Below are 17,289 nucleotides of genomic sequence, written 5' to 3' on the forward strand. Positions count from 1 at the left end.
TAGCCATAATTAATATTTTATGCTCAAAAGACTTGTATTCATTTTGCTAATTTTTTCACTGGTTTTTAACTGCTCTGTAACTGAGCAACCCGAATTTGTTGGAATAGAAAAAATTAAGGTGATAAATTCGGATATAAAATCCATAACCTTAAAGGCTGATGCCCTCTTTAAAAATCCAAATGACATAGGAGGTGTCTTAAAAACAAATGATCTTAAGGTTTATATTAATAATACTGAGGTAGCCACTGTAGTTTCGGATGAATTTAATGTACCGTCAAATCAAAATTTCACCATTCCTTTAATTGTCTACGTTGCGACCGATAGTATTATTGACAAAAAGAATATTAGTGGCTTATTAGGCAGTCTTTTATCTCAAAAGTTGAGCGTACAGTATAAAGGTGAAATTAAGTATAAAGTTTTAGGCTATTCCTCCACCTACACTGTTGATGAAACCCAAGAAGTGAAAATTAAACTATAAATGTTAAATCACGAATTCTACATAAAACGCTGCTTACAACTTGCGAAAAACGGATTGGGCACAACCAGACCAAATCCCATGGTAGGTGCCGTTATTGTGTGGGATGAAAAAATAATTGGCGAAAGCTACACTAGTCCATACGGTGGAAATCACGCAGAAGTCAATGCTATAAATGCAGTTAAGGATAAATCACTGTTGCGCCAAAGTACGATTTATGTAACTCTAGAACCATGTAGTCATTTTGGCAAAACACCACCGTGTAGCGATTTGATTATTGAGCACAAAATTCCTGAAGTTGTCATAGGCTGTGTAGATGACAATCCTGAAGTTGCTGGCAAAGGTATTGCCAGACTAAAAGCGTCAGGCTGTAATGTTATTGTTGGTGTTCTGGAGGAAGCATGTAAAAAACATCACCAGCGCTTTTTTACATTTCACAACAAAAAACGTCCATATATTATTCTAAAATGGGCAGAAACTAAAGATGGCTTTATTGCTCCGAAAACTAAACAATTAAAAAAGCCCGTTTGGATCACCAATAAATATTCAAGGCAATTAGTTCATAGATGGCGAGCAGAAGAACAAGCTATTTTAATTGGGACGAACACAGTTCTAGAAGACAAACCAAGCTTAACCGTTAGAGACTGGAAAGGCCAAAATCCTATTAGAGTGGTTTTGGATAGGGAATCGAAATTAGATAACACTTTAAAAGTCTTTGACAATAGAGCTAAAACCATAAGAATTACTGATAAGGATATTAATTTTGAATCACCTTTAGCAATTCAGATATGCAAACTTCTATATAAAAATAATATCAATTCGATTATAATCGAAGGTGGCTCAAAAACGTTGCAAACTTTTATTGATGAAGACCTATGGGACGAAGCAAGGATTTTTACGGGAGCTGCGGAGTTTCAAGATGGCATTAAAGCACCTAAATTAAGTGGACAATTGATGTCTGAATCTGGAATAGACAATGATATTCTAAAAATTTACGCAAACACATAATAATAAGATCCCGAAACAAGTTCAGGATCATAAATCAACATGATTACAACGTTAATATTCGATTTTGGAGATGTCTTTATCAATTTAGATAAGCAAGGTGCCATGCAAAATGCTTTGAAACTTTTTGAACTAGACACATTTGACGATGATATGGTCGAAACCAACATTCAATATGAAATTGGTAAAATTTCAACTGACGAATTTTTAAGCTTTTATCTTTCAAAATTCCCAAAACTCAATCGACAAGAAGTTATTGACGCATGGAACTATATTATTAAGGACTTTCCCAAGTACAGATTTAATTTTATCAAATCTCTGTTTAATGACAAGCAATACAGGCTAATATTGTTAAGTAACACTAATGATATGCATATTGATTTTATTAAGCAAAATGCTGGGTTTTATATAGATTTTAAAATGTGTTTTGACCAGTTCTACCTGTCCCAAGAGATTCACCTTAGAAAACCAAATAAAGATATTTTTGAATTTGTACTGGAAGAAAACAACCTAAAGCCATATGAATGTCTTTTCATAGATGATACCAAAGAGAATACAGTTACCGCAAATACCATGGGAATATACACCTGGAATATAGATGAAACCAAAGAAGATATCATCAATCTTTTTGAGATAAAAAACAAACTCTTTTGATTTATTTAATTCTCAGTGTACTATCGTCAATGGCTATTTTTGTGTTATTTAAACTTTTTAGCAAGTTTAAGATAAACACCTTACAAGCCATAGTTGTTAACTACGTTACTGCTTTTACATGCGGTCTTTTCTTTTATGAAGGAATCATTAGATCAGAAATTATAAATGCCGACTGGTTTGCTGTTGCTGTAACACTAGGTTTTTTGTTCATAGCCATATTTAATGTTATGGCACTAACAGCTCAAAAAAATGGTCTTTCAGTAGTTTCTGTTGCTAGCAAAATGAGTGTTATTATTCCTGTTTTATTTGGTATTTACGTATATAAGGAGAGTGCTGGCATTATAAAAATAATAGGCATTGTTTTAGCATTGATTGCCGTCTATTTAACATCTATCAAACAGAAAGATGATACGGTTTTAACACGAGCTATATATTTACCGCTGATACTATTTATAGGGTCGGGAATAATCGATACTTCTGTAAATCATTTTGCGCCTAAGAATAACATACAGCTATTCTTAGCTGTAATATTTGGAATTGCTGGTGTCATTGGTTTCATAATTATAGCCTATAAATCTTTGAGACTCAATCAGCATTTTAAATTTAAGAGTATACCTTTTGGCATTGCTCTTGGCATCGTCAATTACTGTTCCATGTATTTTTTGCTAAAAGCGCTGCGTGTTGATGGCTTCGAGAGCTCCTCAATCTTCACAATTAACAATGTCGCAATAGTTGCTTTATCTACACTAATAGGTCTGCTATTGTTCAAAGAGCATATATCAAAAACAAACTGGATAGGAATTGTCTTAGCTATGGCTGCAATAATACTTATCTCTTTTTGAAACCTATGAGTACTTAAAGCCTCTTTGATTTAGTTGTACATTAGTTAAAGTACATTCAATTAATAACTCAATTTAGCGCTTAAGAATTTTCATGACTTTAGAGCTATTATCATGAAAGAGTTTCACCATATAAACCCCATTCGCTAGACTTTCCACATCAATGAAACTAGAATTTCTCTTGCTCAATATCCTCTTGCCCGTAATACTGTAAACCTCAATTTGATCAATTGGATTGTCTGCGGTAAAGTTTATAACATCCTTTGTAGGGTTTGGATAAGCACTTAAGCTTTGAAAGTCATAATTATCAACAGATAAGCGATTAACACAATCGTCTGAAATCGTATTTACATTTTCTAGGATACCTGTATTATTAAAAGTTACATTATTAAAGCCACTGTAGTTTTCAGGATACCTATGCGCCCTAAAGGAGCCATTAGCGATTGGTTCAGTGAATTGATCAAAATTAGAATTGTTTCCAACTGGAATTCTGTAGACCCAGACCACTTCTCCAGAAGGGTTAATTTCTGTTATTCTGCCATTAAAAGATTCATTTATCAATCCATTACCGTTCGGCATAATCTGAAACCCTGACTGCGCACCAGCATGCATAACTGTATTCATTATAATCCCATCCCAAGACCAAAAATAGGTTTCTGGTAAAAATTTACCGGAACTTAAACCATAAACGCCATTTGTATCGTTAGGATCTATTATGTGGACAGAAGAAGCCGTTAAATTATCACCATAGCCATCATTGCAAAAGACTGACATTTTGCCTTGATGACTACCATCCATAATCCATTTAATATCATGTTGTCTTCCAAGTTTTCTGTCTAAAGCAGTGCCTTGATCATACACTTCTGGATTGCCCCATCGCCATAAAAGATCACCGCCTTTGCCATAATTTCCTCCAGTACTCATAGCTGCTTCGGCAGTAGAAGTACTATGGTCTATAATAAAAACCTCACTTAAATGCCTAGCTGATATAGCTATTTGATCTAGAGTCTCATTATAGTCTAATGCATTGGCATGAATAGGATTTGAACCATTACCATTGTCAAAGTTGATATCTAATAATTGTGGATTATTTGCAACTACACCAAAATTAGGTTTTGAACTATCAAAGTCTTGTACTAAGTGATCAAAGAGTTTCCACTCCCATACTATATTGGCTGAGTCTGTTCCTACGGGCTCAATCTCAACAATTCTTTCAAGTTGCAATATATCTTCAGGAAAGGAAGTATCTAAACCTTCGGCAAACAATTCGGTGTTCGTATATATATCCCTGATAAGTACTAAAAAATTACCATTGGGCAAAGGTTCTATATCATGGTGAATCCTGAAGCCAAATTCTGCTTGATAGTCAATACTCCAAAGTACATTATCATTCCAATCTCTAATATCAGCTACAAAGCCGCTACTTTGTAACAAAGTACCATTCTCTAATAAATAGGCATTTCTGCTATTAGTTCCTGAAGATGTCCATTCATTAACCACCTCTCCACAACCATCTATTAAAAACACCCTATTATCTGAATTCGGTTTAAATAGTGTATAACCGTCCGATTTAATCTCATTAAAATCATCAAAAATTAAACCAACAGTCTCTTGAGCTATTAATGTGCATGTAAAGCACGATACTAAAACAAGTAAGATTTTCTTCATCATTTTTTTTTAAACAAAAATAGACAATTTTGAAAAATCGAAAACTTTAGAATGTTAATTCCACAAAGTCCGAATAATAAAAATAATAGTTCTGGTTTAAACATTATGTCTAATTTTAAGCTCATGAAGTTTGATACTTACAAAACAATTACAGAGTCGGCACAAGGTGAAATTTTCAAGGATAAAAACAGTAAATTTTATGGTTTTGCATTTCCTGTAACCACTGAAGATCAAATTAGAGCTCATCTAGATAGGCTAAAAAAAGAACACTATACCGCAAGACATTGGTGTTACGCCTATCAAATTGGCACAGAAACCATTCGTCACAGAGTTAATGATGATGGTGAACCCAATAATTCAGCAGGAATGCCAATCTATGGTCAAATACAATCTTATGAACTTACGAATGTCCTTATCGTGGTAATTCGCTATTATGGCGGTGTAAAGCTTGGTGTAGGCGGATTGATAAACGCTTATAAAACTGCTGCTCATTTGTCTATTGAGAACGCACAAGTTGTAGAAAAAACGATTAATACGATTTTTCAACTGAAATTTGAATATAAAAACATGAGTAAAGTAATGCGCATACTTAAAGAAAATCAGGTAGAGGTCATCAATCAGAGGTTAGAGCACTCCTGTTTGTTAGAAATATCTGTCAGAAAAGGTAACGCTTCAAAAGTATTTGAACTTTTTAATGCTTTTTTCGGTGTAGAAATACGTGAATTATAACGAATAATTTTGCAGTTTATCTAAAAGATATTTTGGGCATCGCGTAGGTCTGTTCCTTTTCATGTCTATAAAAGCCAATATGGTATTGCCAGTTGCCAGTAGTTCATCGGATGCATTATATAGCTCATAATCAAATTCAATTGAAGCCGTTGGTAACTTTTTCAACTTAGTCTTTACTTTAAGCACATCGTCATAACGTGCTGAACTTTTGTAATTTATAGATAATGAAATGACTGGCAGCATAATACCCTCTGCTTCCATATCATTATAGCTTAGCCCAAACTCTCGTAACCACTCGGTTCTCCCAACTTCAAAATACACGGCATAGTTGGCATGATACACAACACCCATCTGGTCTGTCTCGCCATAACGTACTCTAATTTTTGTTTCGTTAAATTTCAATTATATAGTTCTGTTTGATAAAAAATTTGTAATTTTCAGCTGTTTTAAACATGAGGAAAAATTTCTGAAAATTCAATAGATTTTGATTTTTTTTTTAAGAATTTTGTTCACATATTTGTCGTGTTCAAAACAACAAGAGAATCCTAATTCTCTTTTTTTTTGCTAATCTAACTAACAATTAAAAATCTAACTTAACGAATGGAGATCACAGCGGAATCTGTATGGAGTAATTGTCTCGCCTTTATAAAAGATAATATACAACCACAAGCCTATAAAACGTGGTTCGAACCCATACAAGCCGTTAAACTTTCGGGTAATGCATTAAGCATTCAAGTGCCCAGTAAATTTTTCTACGAGTGGTTAGAAGAGCACTATGTAAAAATCCTAAAAGTTTCATTGACTAAGGAGTTAGGTGAAGATGCTAAATTGGTTTATGTCATTAAGATGGAAAACACATATGGCAATAAGCAACCATTTACCGAAAAAATACCTAGTGCAAATAGAACACCTGTGAAGTCACAAGATGTTGATGTACCATTTAATAACAAGAGCCCAGAATTAAAGAACCCTTTCATAATTCCAGGAATTAGAAATGTAAAAATTGAGTCTCAGTTAAATCCAAGCTATACTTTTGAAAACTTTCTCGAAGGAGACTCAAATCGTTTGGCTAGAAATGCTGGTATCGCAGTGGCTAACAAACCTGGAGGAACATCTTTTAATCCACTTCTAATTTTTGGAGGTGTTGGCCTTGGCAAAACACATTTAGCACATGCTATTGGTGTTGACATAAAGGATAAATACCCTGAAAAAACGGTTTTATATATTTCTGCCGAAAAGTTCACACAGCAATATATTGATTCTGTAAAAAAGAATAATAGAAATGATTTTATTCACTTCTATCAAATCATTGATGTATTGATTATTGATGATGTACAGTTCTTATCAGGAAAAACAGGAACTCAAGATGTTTTCTTCCATATTTTCAACCATTTACACCAAAACGGTAAGCAGGTAGTTTTAACAAGTGATAAAGCTCCTGTAGACATGCAAGATATTGAACAACGTTTGTTGTCTAGATTTAAATGGGGACTTTCTGCTGAATTACAAACACCTGATTTCGAAACTCGAGTTTCAATATTAAAGAACAAGCTTTACAGAGATGGCGTAGAAATGCCTGACGAAATTGTCGAGTACGTTGCTAAACACATTAAAACTAATGTTAGAGAGCTTGAAGGTGCTATAATTTCACTTATCGCGCAATCATCTTTTAACAAGAAAGAAATTACCATCAACCTTGCTAAAGATATTGTTGAGAAATTCGTTAAAAACACCAAGCGTGAAGTCTCTATAGACTACATTCAAAAAGTGGTTTCGGATTATTTCCAAATGGATGTGAATACACTTCAGTCTAAAACTCGTAAAAGACATATTGTACAGGCGCGTCAACTTGCCATGTTTTTTGCTAAGAAATATACCAAAGCTTCTTTGGCTAGTATCGGTTCTCAAATTGGTCAGCGTGACCACGCTACTGTTTTACATGCTTGTAAAACCGTAGATAACCTTTCCTCTACTGATAAACAGTTTAGAAAGTATGTTGAGGACTTATCTAAAAAGTTATCTATATAAACCTTTAAACCATGACGTGTATATTAATGGTGTGCTTAGGCAATATTTGTCGTTCGCCATTAGCTCATGGTATACTAAAATCCAAACTTTCCAAGAATAACTTTTTTGTAGATTCCGCGGGCACTGCAGCTTACCATATAGGCAATTCACCAGATCATCGTTCCATTAAAGTCGCAAAAGAAAAAGGTATAGACATCAGTTCCCAAAGTGCTAGACAATTTACAGTCACTGATTTTGATAGATTTGACTACATCTATGCTATGGACCGATCTAACTATACTAACATCATTTCATTGGCAAGAGGCAACGAAGATATTGGAAAGGTAAAATTGTTTTTAGAAGAAAATAATAACATCTTTAATAAAGATGTACCGGACCCATACTATGGAGGTATCAATGACTTTCATCATGTTTTTGATTTGATCGATGATACTTGTGAGTTGATTGCTAAGAGACTAAAAAGTGTTCTTTAGCAGATGAAGCCAGACTTTTAATTGATATTTCGTACTTTAGTAGAGTAATATCCTCAATATTCTACCTATGAAAACCTTAAACTTATCCTTAGCACTATTCTTAGTATTTAATTTGTTTTCCAATGCCCAAGATTTAGACCTTGAATTATTCGCCTCTGGACTAAATAGGCCAGTCAATCTTAAGCACGCAGGAGATGATAGACTATTTGTTGCAGAGCAAGATGGTCTTATAAAAATTATCAATGCAGATGGCACTGTTAATAGTGTACCATTTTTAAATATTAGTGGTCGTATAGATAGTTCAGGTAATGAGCAAGGGCTTTTAGGTTTGGCATTTCATCCAGACTATGCAAACAATGGTTATTTTTTTGTAAACTACATTAATGATACGGAAGATACTGTTGTCGCAAGATTTTCTAGGAGTAGTTCTAATCCATCATTAGCAGATCCGAATTCAGAACTAATTATCCTCACTATTCCTCAACCTTTTAGCAACCATAATGCAGGTGAAATGCATTTTGGACCGAATGGTCATCTTTATATCGCCACTGGTGATGGAGGCTCTGGCGGCGACCCTCAAAACAACTCTCAAAACCTTGGAAACCTATTAGGTAAATTGTTAAGGATTAATGTCGATAATGCAACGGTTACTAATCCTTATGTTATTCCATCTGACAACCCATTTGTGGGTAATTCTGCTGCAATGGACGAAATTTGGGCTTATGGATTACGTAATCCATGGAAGTTTTCCTTTGACACTTCTAATGCAGATTTATGGATTGGTGATGTTGGCCAGAACGCTCGAGAAGAAATTAATCTTACAGTTTCAACCGACAATATAGGCGGCATTAATTACGGCTGGAGATGCTATGAAGGTAACAACATTTTCAATACTACGGTCGGTTGCCCAAATGGTAATACTTTAACTTTTCCAGTGGCAGAATATTCGCATTCAGGTGGCAGATGTTCTATCACAGGCGGATATAGATATAGAGGTACAGAATACCCAAGTCTAGAGGGGCTATATTTCTTTGCTGACATATGTACACAAGAAATCGGCTATTTAAGATTTGACAATGGAAACTGGAGCTCAACTTTTGAGAATTTTTCTGGTAGTATAGCTGCATTTGGAGAGGATGTCAATGGCGAGCTTTACGCTTGCTCTCTTGGTGGAAACATTTCTAAGCTTATAGATAATGATACTCTTGGTCTAAATGATTTTGATCAAAACTCAATCTCTCTTTACCCTAATCCAACAATAGACGAATTAAATATTGATTTTCAGTCATATAAATCAGCGTCAATTAATACTATATTAATTTACGATATGCAAGGTAAGGTTATAGCTTCCATAGACAGAACTGCTGAGGAAATACAAAAGATTAATACTTCAGATTTCACAAATGGTATATATTTGTTAAAGTTGATGTCAGTAAATGGCGATCAGCTAATCTATAAATTTGTAATACATTAATGAGCACAGAGAAAGGCAAATTATACTTAATCCCAACGCGTTTAGGCGACAACCCTCCACTAGAAGTTTTACCAATCTCAATAAAAAAAATCATTGAAGATCTTAATTATTACATTGTTGAAAATGAAAAGACTGCGCGACGGTTTATTAAACGTGTGTCTGCAAGTAAGTCTCAACCTTCATTAAAGCTGAGCGTTTTAAACAAATACACTACTGAAGCAGAGCGAAACACTTACTTAAATCCTTGTATAGAAAGTGAATCTGTTGGATTATTATCTGAAGCTGGTTGTCCCGCCATTGCTGATCCAGGATCGGATATCGTGAATCTCGCCCATCAAATGAATATAAAAGTGGTGCCTTTGGTTGGCCCATCTTCCATTCTTTTGGCATTAATGGCTTCTGGCATGAATGGCCAAAGTTTTTGTTTTAACGGCTATCTTCCAATTGATAAAAACGAAAAGAAATCTAAAATTAAATCTTTAGAGCGTCTTTCTGCTGAGCAAAATCAATCACAAATTTTTATAGAAACACCTTATAGAAATATGAAAATGCTCGAAGATCTTACAACTATCCTACATCCAGAAACGAGAATTTGTGTTGCATGCGATCTTACCCTACCAACAGAATTCATTCGAACAATGCCCGCAAAAAATTGGAAAAGTAATAGAGAAGACTTCCACAAAAGACCAGCAATCTTTATAATACAAAAAGATTAAAGAGTTGCTTTTGCCTTTTTCTTAGGAGTAACTATGGATGTGTCGTAGCCAGAAAACCTTTTCATATAATACTTTACAGTAGAGCCATAAGCATCAGAAAAGTTGTAGTTGCCATAACTACGTAAAAATTTCTTCACACTCCCTGGGCCAGCTAAATGCGCTGCTGCTAATATACCTGACTCGGTGACTTTAACACCTCCAATTGATTTACCGTTAAAACGCTTAATATCCTTTCGTAAAACCCACTTATTACGCTCTGCATTCGCAATAAAAGCTTTTTCTTGTAATTCTGGGTTGTATAAAAATTGATTAGGACTATATATGCCAATTAGCTTTAATGTTTCAGCTCCAAATTGGTACTTACCCAAATATCCAAGTGTATTTACTGTGAAATAATCACCTCGTGATTCCTTAAAAGCCAAGGCTTCTTTAAAACCTTCAAATGATTTTCCTAAATGCGGCGTAAAAATGTTTGGTTGTGAATTCTGCGATTGATCGTTCATTGCCAACTCGGCGGAAACGTTATAATCCAGTTCTAACCCTTCAGTAGAATATAAGTCTGAATTAATCGTCGAATCTGGATACAATGCCATTGCAATCAAAAGACAAAATGAAAATGGCAATAAAAAATTCTTAACCTTTTTTATAATCATAACAGCCAATTTTTAGTGATAATTTCCCCTTAAAAATACCTCACTAATTTGCGCTTGCAAAGATAATCCTTTTTTCTAATTATTGAAAATCAACCGATTAAGTGTTAAAATTTTAACTTAAAAGTAGATAGAATGCCATTTTAACCGACCATTGGAATTCAATTCTAAAGCAGGAAAAGGTACCTTAATGACATTAAAAACGTCAAAAATGGTTTTTAGAAACCGAGAATTTGTTTGTATTCTACTTAAGTCAATATCTAAACTTAGATAGTATTGTCGAGTTCTATTCTGATTTAAAAATAAGGGATCGTTAGTTTCACCTGTGAGCATACCATCTGCTCCATATCCAAATGCCAAATTCAACCAATTCGGAATAGCATCGGTTTTTAAAAATGACTTCAGATTAGCACTCAACCAATACGTTTGTCCGTTATAATCCTTTAAAAATTCCTCAGACAAACCATCGCCTAATTTATCAGGTCTTTGTTTAGCAAAACGTGTTCTACTAAAGGAGTATTTTAATAGTATTCTTTGTTCTTGCCATAATAATTCTTGTCCAACATATAGACCAGTCCCAGCTGTGTTTGCAGCCATATCGATCCAAGAAAACCCCCATTCTTGAGAAAAACCGTCCAAGACCTCAACTGCGGTTAAGAAGCCCAAACCTAATGTAGATCCGTATATTAATTGATCTTTTTTGCTGACTCCAGACCAATTTAAAACATTGGCTCCTACTCTTCCTAGCTGATAGGAGGAAAACACATGACCAAACTTATCCATTTGCAGCCATTCGCCACCATCATCAATAGTTTTAAATTTAGAACGTGGATAATCAGCGTACCATAATTGATCCAGACCTATAAGAGTCATTGTAGCCAAGGACGCTTCTGCTATAACCACTACATTGCGGCGCGATTTGTTCAGGCTATCACTAGGTTTTAAAAAGTGATTCCGGTTAGATTGAGAAAAAAGTACTCCTGAAATAAAAAGACATAGAACAATATGACCACATGTCCATCTCAAACTTACTTATTGATCCCTTGGGATGATAAATATTTTTGGTACGCCCTAGCATTATTATTATGCTGAGCTAAGCTTTTGGCAAATTTATGGTAACCTAAGCGCTTAGCATCCGCTGCGAAATAAAGGTAGCTATGCTTTTCAGGATTTAAGACCGCCTTTATTGCAGATAAATCTGGCATTGCAATCAATCCCGGCGGCAAACCAAAATTTTTATAGGTATTATAAGGAGAATCGATTTCCTTGTGTACGTTCAAGACACGTCTTATAACTGTGTTTTTATATTTTGGTGTTTGGTAGGCTGCAAACTTCAAGGTTGGATCCGCTTGCAAAGGCATACCTATTCTTAATCGGTTTAAATATACACCTGCTACACGTGGTTGCTCATCTGCCTTCTTAGATTCTTCATGAACAATGGATGCTAGGGTTATAGCCTCATTAGGTGTAAGATTCAGCTTTTTTGCTTTTGCCTTTCTCTCATCGTTCCAAAAGCTATTATATTCTTTTAACATTCTGTCTCTAAAGGTTTCTGCAGACGTATTCCAAAAAAACTCATAACTGTTTGGTAGATAAATACCAAGTGCTGTCGCTTTAGAAAACCCATTAGTACTTAGAAATGCTTCATCAGTCATCGCAGTAATTAACGACAAACTATCTGCTTCAATCTGAGTGCTTATTCTTCCTGCCAAATCTTCTAAGGTGTGTTGATTATTAAAGGCGATTTTTATAGGTAGGTTTTTACTTCTAATGGAATTTATAATTTCATTATTGTTCATGCCTTTGGAGATCGCAAATCTTCCAGCTTTAATATTGGTTGTATATTTCTTTTGGCTGGCTAAAGCATCGAACTTATCAATATCCTTTAACAGAGGTACTAATTGTTCCCTGACATCATCATAGGAGGCATTTGTAGATACATAAATATAGGCCGTTTCGTTATTAAAAGCTGTATTTGGTTTAAACATGGCACTATAAACATAGAATGCCACAACTCCAAAAATCACAAGCCCAATAAGAGCTACAACCCAAAGAATCTTTTTTATATACATAAATTAATCATTAATACGTTGTAATATATATTCATTAGAGAACTTATCTCCATCAAAACTCCAGTCTTTTTTTAGTCCTATTTTCTTAAAGCCGTTAGTCTTAAACAACTTAAGGCTCACCTCGTTATCTTCGGAGATATTTGCATATACCTGGCGCAAATGAAGCGTTTTAAAACAGTAATGCACCAAAAGGTTTAAAGCCTCTTTACCAAAGCCTTTAAGTCTATCCGATTGATCTTGAATTAAAATTCCAATACCTGCACGTTTATTTTTAATATTAAAATCAAAAACGTCTATAAGCCCAATGGTATTGTCATCGCTATTGGTACAAATAGCCAAGCGCAATTGTTTAGCTTCAAAAATATCCTGTTTGGCATTCTGCAAATATCGCTTAATTAAAAATCTGGAATATGGTGTTTGTGTATCACTTAGGTGCCAAAGTGATGTATCATTTTCAACTTTGTAAACAAAATCCAAGTCTTCTGGTTCCAAAGCTCTTAAATAGATATGTTCACCCTTGAGCGTTACCATTCTATTTCACCTTTAAATACTTGTTGGGCTGGGCCAATAAGCCAAATATTCTTATACCCATCTTTATCTTCTTCAAACTTTACCTTTAATTCACCACCTTGGGTTTTCAAACTAACTTCATCACTATTAGTTTTTGCACCCTTATGCATTGCTAATGCCACAGCTGTTACACCGGTTCCACAAGATAAAGTTTCGTCTTCTACGCCGCGTTCGTATGTTCTAACAGCGAATCTATCGTTGGACAATTGCTCAACAAAATTCACATTACTTCCAGCCCGTCCATAAGGCTGTCCATATCTAATCTTAGCGCCATTTTGTTTGACATCAAAAGCTTCAATCTGAGAAACCAGTTCTACATGATGAGGCGATCCCGTGTCTAAAAACGTATGATCCTTATAGGCTTCAATCGTTTCTACGTTTTGCATTTGAAGGTACACAATATCACCGTTTATTCTCGCTTTGTGCAATCCATCAATGGCTTCAAACTCTGCTGTGCTACTTATTATGCCTAAGTATTTCGCGAAAGCTGCTATACAGCGTCCACCATTACCACACATGCTGCTCTCTTTGCCATCGGCATTATAATAAACCATCTTAAAATCCGCAATTTTGTCATTCTCCAATAGTATAAATCCATTGGCTCCAATGCCAAAACGTCGGTCACATAATTCCTCTATACGTTTGGTATTATTTTTGTCGATTTGTTGCAAACGATTGTCAACGATTATAAAATCGTTGCCTGTACCTTGATATTTGTAAAAAGTAACTGTCATAATTCTTAGCAAATATAAGAATAAAGCATCTTAAAATCGAGGTGTTAAGTAGGCGTTAAAGTTGACGTTAAATAGTCGTTAAAATGAAAACTGAAATTCAATAAATTTATAACTTTAATCGTTAAATAGTTTAAACTTAAATCTGAAAAATTATGAAGAAGATCCTAACTTTAGTTTGTGTTTCGGCATTAGGTGGTCTATTGACTTTAGGAGGCTATATGCTTTTCGTAAAACAAGACGAGGGGCACGTTGCTGTAGAACAAGTTTCTGAACTCCCAATATATGTGCCTACAAACACAAACACGACATTTAACAGCGCTACTAATGTTGCACCAAATTTTGTAGAAGCCGCTGAAAAAACTATAAACGCTGTAGTGCATGTAAAAAACACGGCGATCGTGTCAGCACCAATGACCATGCAGGATTTATTCTTTGGGCGCAGTCAGCAACGCGCACAAGTTGGTACAGGCAGCGGTGTTATTATTTCACCAACAGGTTATATAGTAACGAACAACCACGTGATACAAAATGCCAACGAAATAAGCATTACCCTAAACAACAATAAGGCTTACATGGCTGAAGTTATTGGTACAGACGAATCTACCGATATCGCTTTACTTAAAATTGAAGCAGATGACGATTTACCATTTATGGCATTTGGAGATTCTGATAATGCAAAAATTGGCGAGTGGGTTTTAGCCGTAGGTAATCCATTTAATTTAAATTCTACGGTAACAGCTGGAATTATTAGTGCGAAATCTAGAGATCTTAGTGGGCGAAACTTGCAATCCTTCATACAAACGGATGCTGCCGTTAATCCAGGAAATTCTGGAGGTGCCTTGGTAAATACCAATGGTGATTTAATTGGTATCAATACGGCTATTTCCTCTAGAGACGGCTCCTATATTGGTTACTCTTTCGCAGTCCCAAGTAATATTGCGCGTAAGATTGTAAACGATATCATGGAATATGGTAATGTACAAAATGGTATTTTGGGTGTTGTGGGTGGCGCATTAAATAGTAAGGCCGCAGAACAACTAGGCACAGACATAACCGAAGGCTTTTATGTTAGTGAAGTCACTGCAGATACTGGTGCTGAGAAAGCAGGGCTTAAAAGTGGTGATATTATTAAAAAAATAGATAATCAAGACATCAACAAATTCTCCGATTTATCAGGATATTTAAAGACGAAAAGTCCAGATGATGTTGTGAATGTAACCTTAATAAGAGATGGTGATGAAGAAGTGTTGCCAGTAACGCTATTAAGACCTACAACCTATGTAGTAGAAACTATAGGATATGTAAAGAATGCTTCAAAGAAAGAATTAAAGAAGTTTGGAGCCGATTACGGTGTTAAGATTTCCAAGTTTGATAAAAACTACAAGCCATACTGGAATAAAAATGGTATTGAAGAAGGAAGCATAGTGACACGAATTAATGGCAAAAAATTATATTCGGTGGATGATGCTGAAAATGCTTTAAAAACAAGAAATATTAATGAACCACTTCAGATTGAAGTTATTAATAACGAAGGTGAAAAAGTAGTGTATAATTTCAGATAGACCCACCCAAAATTTAGATCAAAACCCTTTAAGAAATTATTCTTTAAAGGGTTTTTTATTTTCGACAAAAAGCGTTACGAAAACGTTTGAAATATGTATTTTTGCGCAAAATTTAAAATCATAAACCAAAACAAAATGGGTTTTAACGACACATACGAAAAAGAATTAGCGTTTCAAGCAGATCGTCGGAGAGCTACGGTCGAATTCATTAAAACGGTGAGTGACCTTTGGTACGACAATTCCATTGAGTTAGTTCTTTTCAGAAATCAATTAATCGACAGAAAAGTGAGTGAAATCTTAAACCTCCATGAATACGCAGGAGAGTTTGTTCAGAAACCAATTTCTATTTTCGATTCTGTTGAGATTGCTCAAGCCATTAAAAAACTAAACTTACCACCTGCGAAGTTGGACATTGGCAAACTAACCTACGAGTACCACCTAGAAGATCAGAAGTACGATAATGCTACAGCATTTGTTTCTGCGAAATTAGGTGAAGCCAAGAAAACCAAAAGTATTGAGCCTAAGGATGTTGTGCTTTATGGTTTTGGTCGAATTGGAAGATTGGTGGCACGTGAGCTGATGACGCGCACTGGGAAAGGTAATCAGTTAAGATTGAGAGCTATTGTAACTCGAGGAGAAGTCAATGAGACTGTGCTAGAAAAACGTGCATCACTATTAAGAAATGACTCTGTTCACGGTGATTTTTCTGGTATGGTGAGCATTGATGTAAAAAATAGTGCCTTGATTATTAATGGTACTACCGTTAAAATCATTTCAGCCAATGCGCCAGAGGATATTGATTATACAAAATATGGTATCAACGATGCTTTAGTAATAGATAATACAGGCGCATTTAGAGATGATAAAGCTCTTGAAAGACACCTAAAATCTAAAGGTGTTACCAAAGTATTATTAACCGCTCCTGGAAAAGGCGTTCCTAATATTGTTCATGGTGTTAACCATTTAGAACACAATCCTGATAAAACAAATATTTTTTCTGCAGCATCTTGTACTACAAATGCCATTACACCTGTGCTCAAGGCTGTTGAAGATTCTTTCGGTGTAAAATCTGGGCATTTAGAAACGATCCACGCCTACACCAACGATCAAAACTTAGTTGATAATTTCCATAAAAAGTATAGACGTGGTAGAGCTGCTGGTTTAAACATGGTCATTACGGAAACAGGTGCTGGTAAAGCTGTAAGTAAAGCATTACCCTCACTTGAAGGCAAGTTAACTTCTAACGCTATTAGAGTTCCTGTCCCAAATGGTTCGCTCGCTATTCTTAATTTAGAATTAGAGAACGAAACTTCTGTTGAGAGTATGAATACCATTATGAAAAAGTATGCCCTTGAAGGTAATTTGGTAGAGCAAATTAAATACGAAATGAGTGATGAGCTTGTGTCTAGCGATATTGTCGGAAGCTCAGCACCTTCTATTTACGACAGCAAAGCCACCATCGTAAGGGAAGATGGTAAAAATGTTATATTATATATATGGTACGACAACGAATATGGCTATAGTCATCAAGTGATTCGTCTTGCTAAATATATTGCGAAAGTAAGACGATTTGCGTATTACTAATAAACCATAAATTGATAGAAAAAAGTCTTGTTCTAAAAACAGGACTTTTTTTGTTT

The 17,289-nt window shown here is 35.0% G+C and carries 18 protein-coding genes; 11 read left to right on the forward strand and 7 right to left on the reverse strand.

The features are described from left to right. Nucleotides 1-19 precede the first annotated feature (19 nt). From H7F21_RS10310 to H7F21_RS10325, 4 genes are read left to right on the forward strand one after another with little or no spacing between them, the layout of a single operon-like run. The gene (locus tag H7F21_RS10310; RefSeq protein WP_185789179.1) at nucleotides 20-478 is read left to right on the forward strand and encodes an LEA type 2 family protein; all 459 of its coding nucleotides are present in this window, start codon (nucleotides 20-22) and stop codon (nucleotides 476-478) included. Beyond that, the gene (gene ribD / locus H7F21_RS10315) at nucleotides 479-1,483 is read left to right on the forward strand and encodes a bifunctional diaminohydroxyphosphoribosylaminopyrimidine deaminase/5-amino-6-(5-phosphoribosylamino)uracil reductase RibD (protein ID WP_185789180.1); all 1,005 of its coding nucleotides are present in this window, start codon (nucleotides 479-481) and stop codon (nucleotides 1,481-1,483) included. Between the two features lie 39 nt (nucleotides 1,484-1,522). Continuing rightward, on the forward strand, nucleotides 1,523-2,134 hold the full coding sequence (locus tag H7F21_RS10320; RefSeq protein ID WP_185789181.1) for an HAD-IA family hydrolase: 612 nt from the start codon (nucleotides 1,523-1,525) through the stop codon (nucleotides 2,132-2,134). Next, entirely contained in the window at nucleotides 2,131-2,976 is an 846-nt protein-coding gene (locus H7F21_RS10325; RefSeq protein WP_185789182.1) for an EamA family transporter, read from the forward strand. Before H7F21_RS10320 ends, H7F21_RS10325 begins: the two co-directional genes overlap by 4 nt. A gap of 72 nt (nucleotides 2,977-3,048) precedes the next feature. Here H7F21_RS10325 and H7F21_RS10330 read toward each other — a convergent pair whose 3' ends face one another. Then, complete coding sequence (locus H7F21_RS10330; RefSeq protein ID WP_185789183.1) at nucleotides 3,049-4,644, reverse strand: aryl-sulfate sulfotransferase; 1,596 nt, start codon at nucleotides 4,642-4,644, stop codon at nucleotides 3,049-3,051. Between the two features lie 48 nt (nucleotides 4,645-4,692). Here H7F21_RS10330 and H7F21_RS10335 point away from each other — a divergent pair, with 48 nt between their 5' ends. Further along, nucleotides 4,693-5,370, forward strand: a complete 678-nt coding sequence (locus H7F21_RS10335) for an IMPACT family protein (RefSeq protein ID WP_343067625.1) — start codon at nucleotides 4,693-4,695, stop codon at nucleotides 5,368-5,370. Here H7F21_RS10335 and H7F21_RS10340 read toward each other — a convergent pair. Then, entirely contained in the window at nucleotides 5,365-5,772 is a 408-nt protein-coding gene (locus H7F21_RS10340; protein ID WP_185789184.1) for an acyl-CoA thioesterase, read from the reverse strand. The two genes, H7F21_RS10335 and H7F21_RS10340, sit on opposite strands and share 6 nt — an antisense overlap. 198 nt (nucleotides 5,773-5,970) lie before the next feature. Here H7F21_RS10340 and dnaA point away from each other — a divergent pair, with 198 nt between their 5' ends. The 4 genes from dnaA (at nucleotide 5,971) to H7F21_RS10360 (ending at nucleotide 10,061) form a co-directional block, all read left to right on the forward strand. Next, the gene (dnaA, locus tag H7F21_RS10345; RefSeq protein ID WP_185789185.1) at nucleotides 5,971-7,398 is read left to right on the forward strand and encodes a chromosomal replication initiator protein DnaA; all 1,428 of its coding nucleotides are present in this window, start codon (nucleotides 5,971-5,973) and stop codon (nucleotides 7,396-7,398) included. Nucleotides 7,399-7,409: 11 nt separating this feature from the next. Next, nucleotides 7,410-7,871, forward strand: a complete 462-nt coding sequence (locus H7F21_RS10350) for a low molecular weight protein-tyrosine-phosphatase (protein WP_185789186.1) — start codon at nucleotides 7,410-7,412, stop codon at nucleotides 7,869-7,871. Nucleotides 7,872-7,938: 67 nt separating this feature from the next. Further along, on the forward strand, nucleotides 7,939-9,345 hold the full coding sequence (locus tag H7F21_RS10355; RefSeq protein WP_185789187.1) for a PQQ-dependent sugar dehydrogenase: 1,407 nt from the start codon (nucleotides 7,939-7,941) through the stop codon (nucleotides 9,343-9,345). Further along, a complete protein-coding gene (locus tag H7F21_RS10360) occupies nucleotides 9,345-10,061 on the forward strand; it encodes an SAM-dependent methyltransferase (protein WP_185789188.1) in 717 nt (238 codons plus the stop codon). The genes H7F21_RS10355 and H7F21_RS10360 overlap by 1 nt, the downstream gene beginning before the upstream one ends. On the opposite strand, the gene H7F21_RS10365 is transcribed toward H7F21_RS10360, so the two are convergent. The 5 genes from H7F21_RS10365 to dapF form a co-directional block, all read right to left on the reverse strand. Continuing rightward, the gene (locus H7F21_RS10365; protein ID WP_185789189.1) at nucleotides 10,058-10,714 is read right to left on the reverse strand and encodes a peptidoglycan-binding protein LysM; all 657 of its coding nucleotides are present in this window, start codon (nucleotides 10,712-10,714) and stop codon (nucleotides 10,058-10,060) included. The two genes, H7F21_RS10360 and H7F21_RS10365, sit on opposite strands and share 4 nt — an antisense overlap. Nucleotides 10,715-10,831: 117 nt before the next feature. Then, nucleotides 10,832-11,698 carry a DUF2279 domain-containing protein gene (locus tag H7F21_RS10370; RefSeq protein WP_185789236.1) on the reverse strand — a complete coding sequence of 289 codons (867 nt, stop codon included), beginning with the start codon at nucleotides 11,696-11,698 and terminating at the stop codon, nucleotides 10,832-10,834. 41 nt (nucleotides 11,699-11,739) lie between these two features. Beyond that, nucleotides 11,740-12,783 carry an endolytic transglycosylase MltG gene (gene mltG, locus H7F21_RS10375; protein WP_185789190.1) on the reverse strand — a complete coding sequence of 348 codons (1,044 nt, stop codon included), beginning with the start codon at nucleotides 12,781-12,783 and terminating at the stop codon, nucleotides 11,740-11,742. 3 nt (nucleotides 12,784-12,786) lie between these two features. Then, nucleotides 12,787-13,314 carry a GNAT family N-acetyltransferase gene (locus H7F21_RS10380; protein WP_185789191.1) on the reverse strand — a complete coding sequence of 176 codons (528 nt, stop codon included), beginning with the start codon at nucleotides 13,312-13,314 and terminating at the stop codon, nucleotides 12,787-12,789. Then, nucleotides 13,308-14,087, reverse strand: a complete 780-nt coding sequence (gene dapF, locus H7F21_RS10385) for a diaminopimelate epimerase (RefSeq protein ID WP_185789192.1) — start codon at nucleotides 14,085-14,087, stop codon at nucleotides 13,308-13,310. Before dapF ends, H7F21_RS10380 begins: the two co-directional genes overlap by 7 nt. Nucleotides 14,088-14,239: 152 nt before the next feature. Between dapF and H7F21_RS10390 the strand changes: the two genes are divergently transcribed. Both H7F21_RS10390 and H7F21_RS10395 read left to right on the forward strand, forming a co-directional pair. Then, nucleotides 14,240-15,649 (forward strand): trypsin-like peptidase domain-containing protein, encoded by a 1,410-nt coding sequence (locus tag H7F21_RS10390; RefSeq protein WP_185789193.1) that lies wholly within the window; start codon nucleotides 14,240-14,242, stop codon nucleotides 15,647-15,649. 135 nt (nucleotides 15,650-15,784) lie between these two features. Next, nucleotides 15,785-17,233: a glyceraldehyde-3-phosphate dehydrogenase gene (locus H7F21_RS10395; protein ID WP_185789194.1), complete on the forward strand. Its 1,449-nt coding sequence runs from the start codon at nucleotides 15,785-15,787 to the stop codon at nucleotides 17,231-17,233. Nucleotides 17,234-17,289: the final 56 nt, after the last annotated feature.

It is taken from the genome of Winogradskyella flava, from assembly GCF_014243395.1.
GTDB classification, from domain to species: Bacteria; Bacteroidota; Bacteroidia; order Flavobacteriales; family Flavobacteriaceae; genus Winogradskyella; species Winogradskyella flava.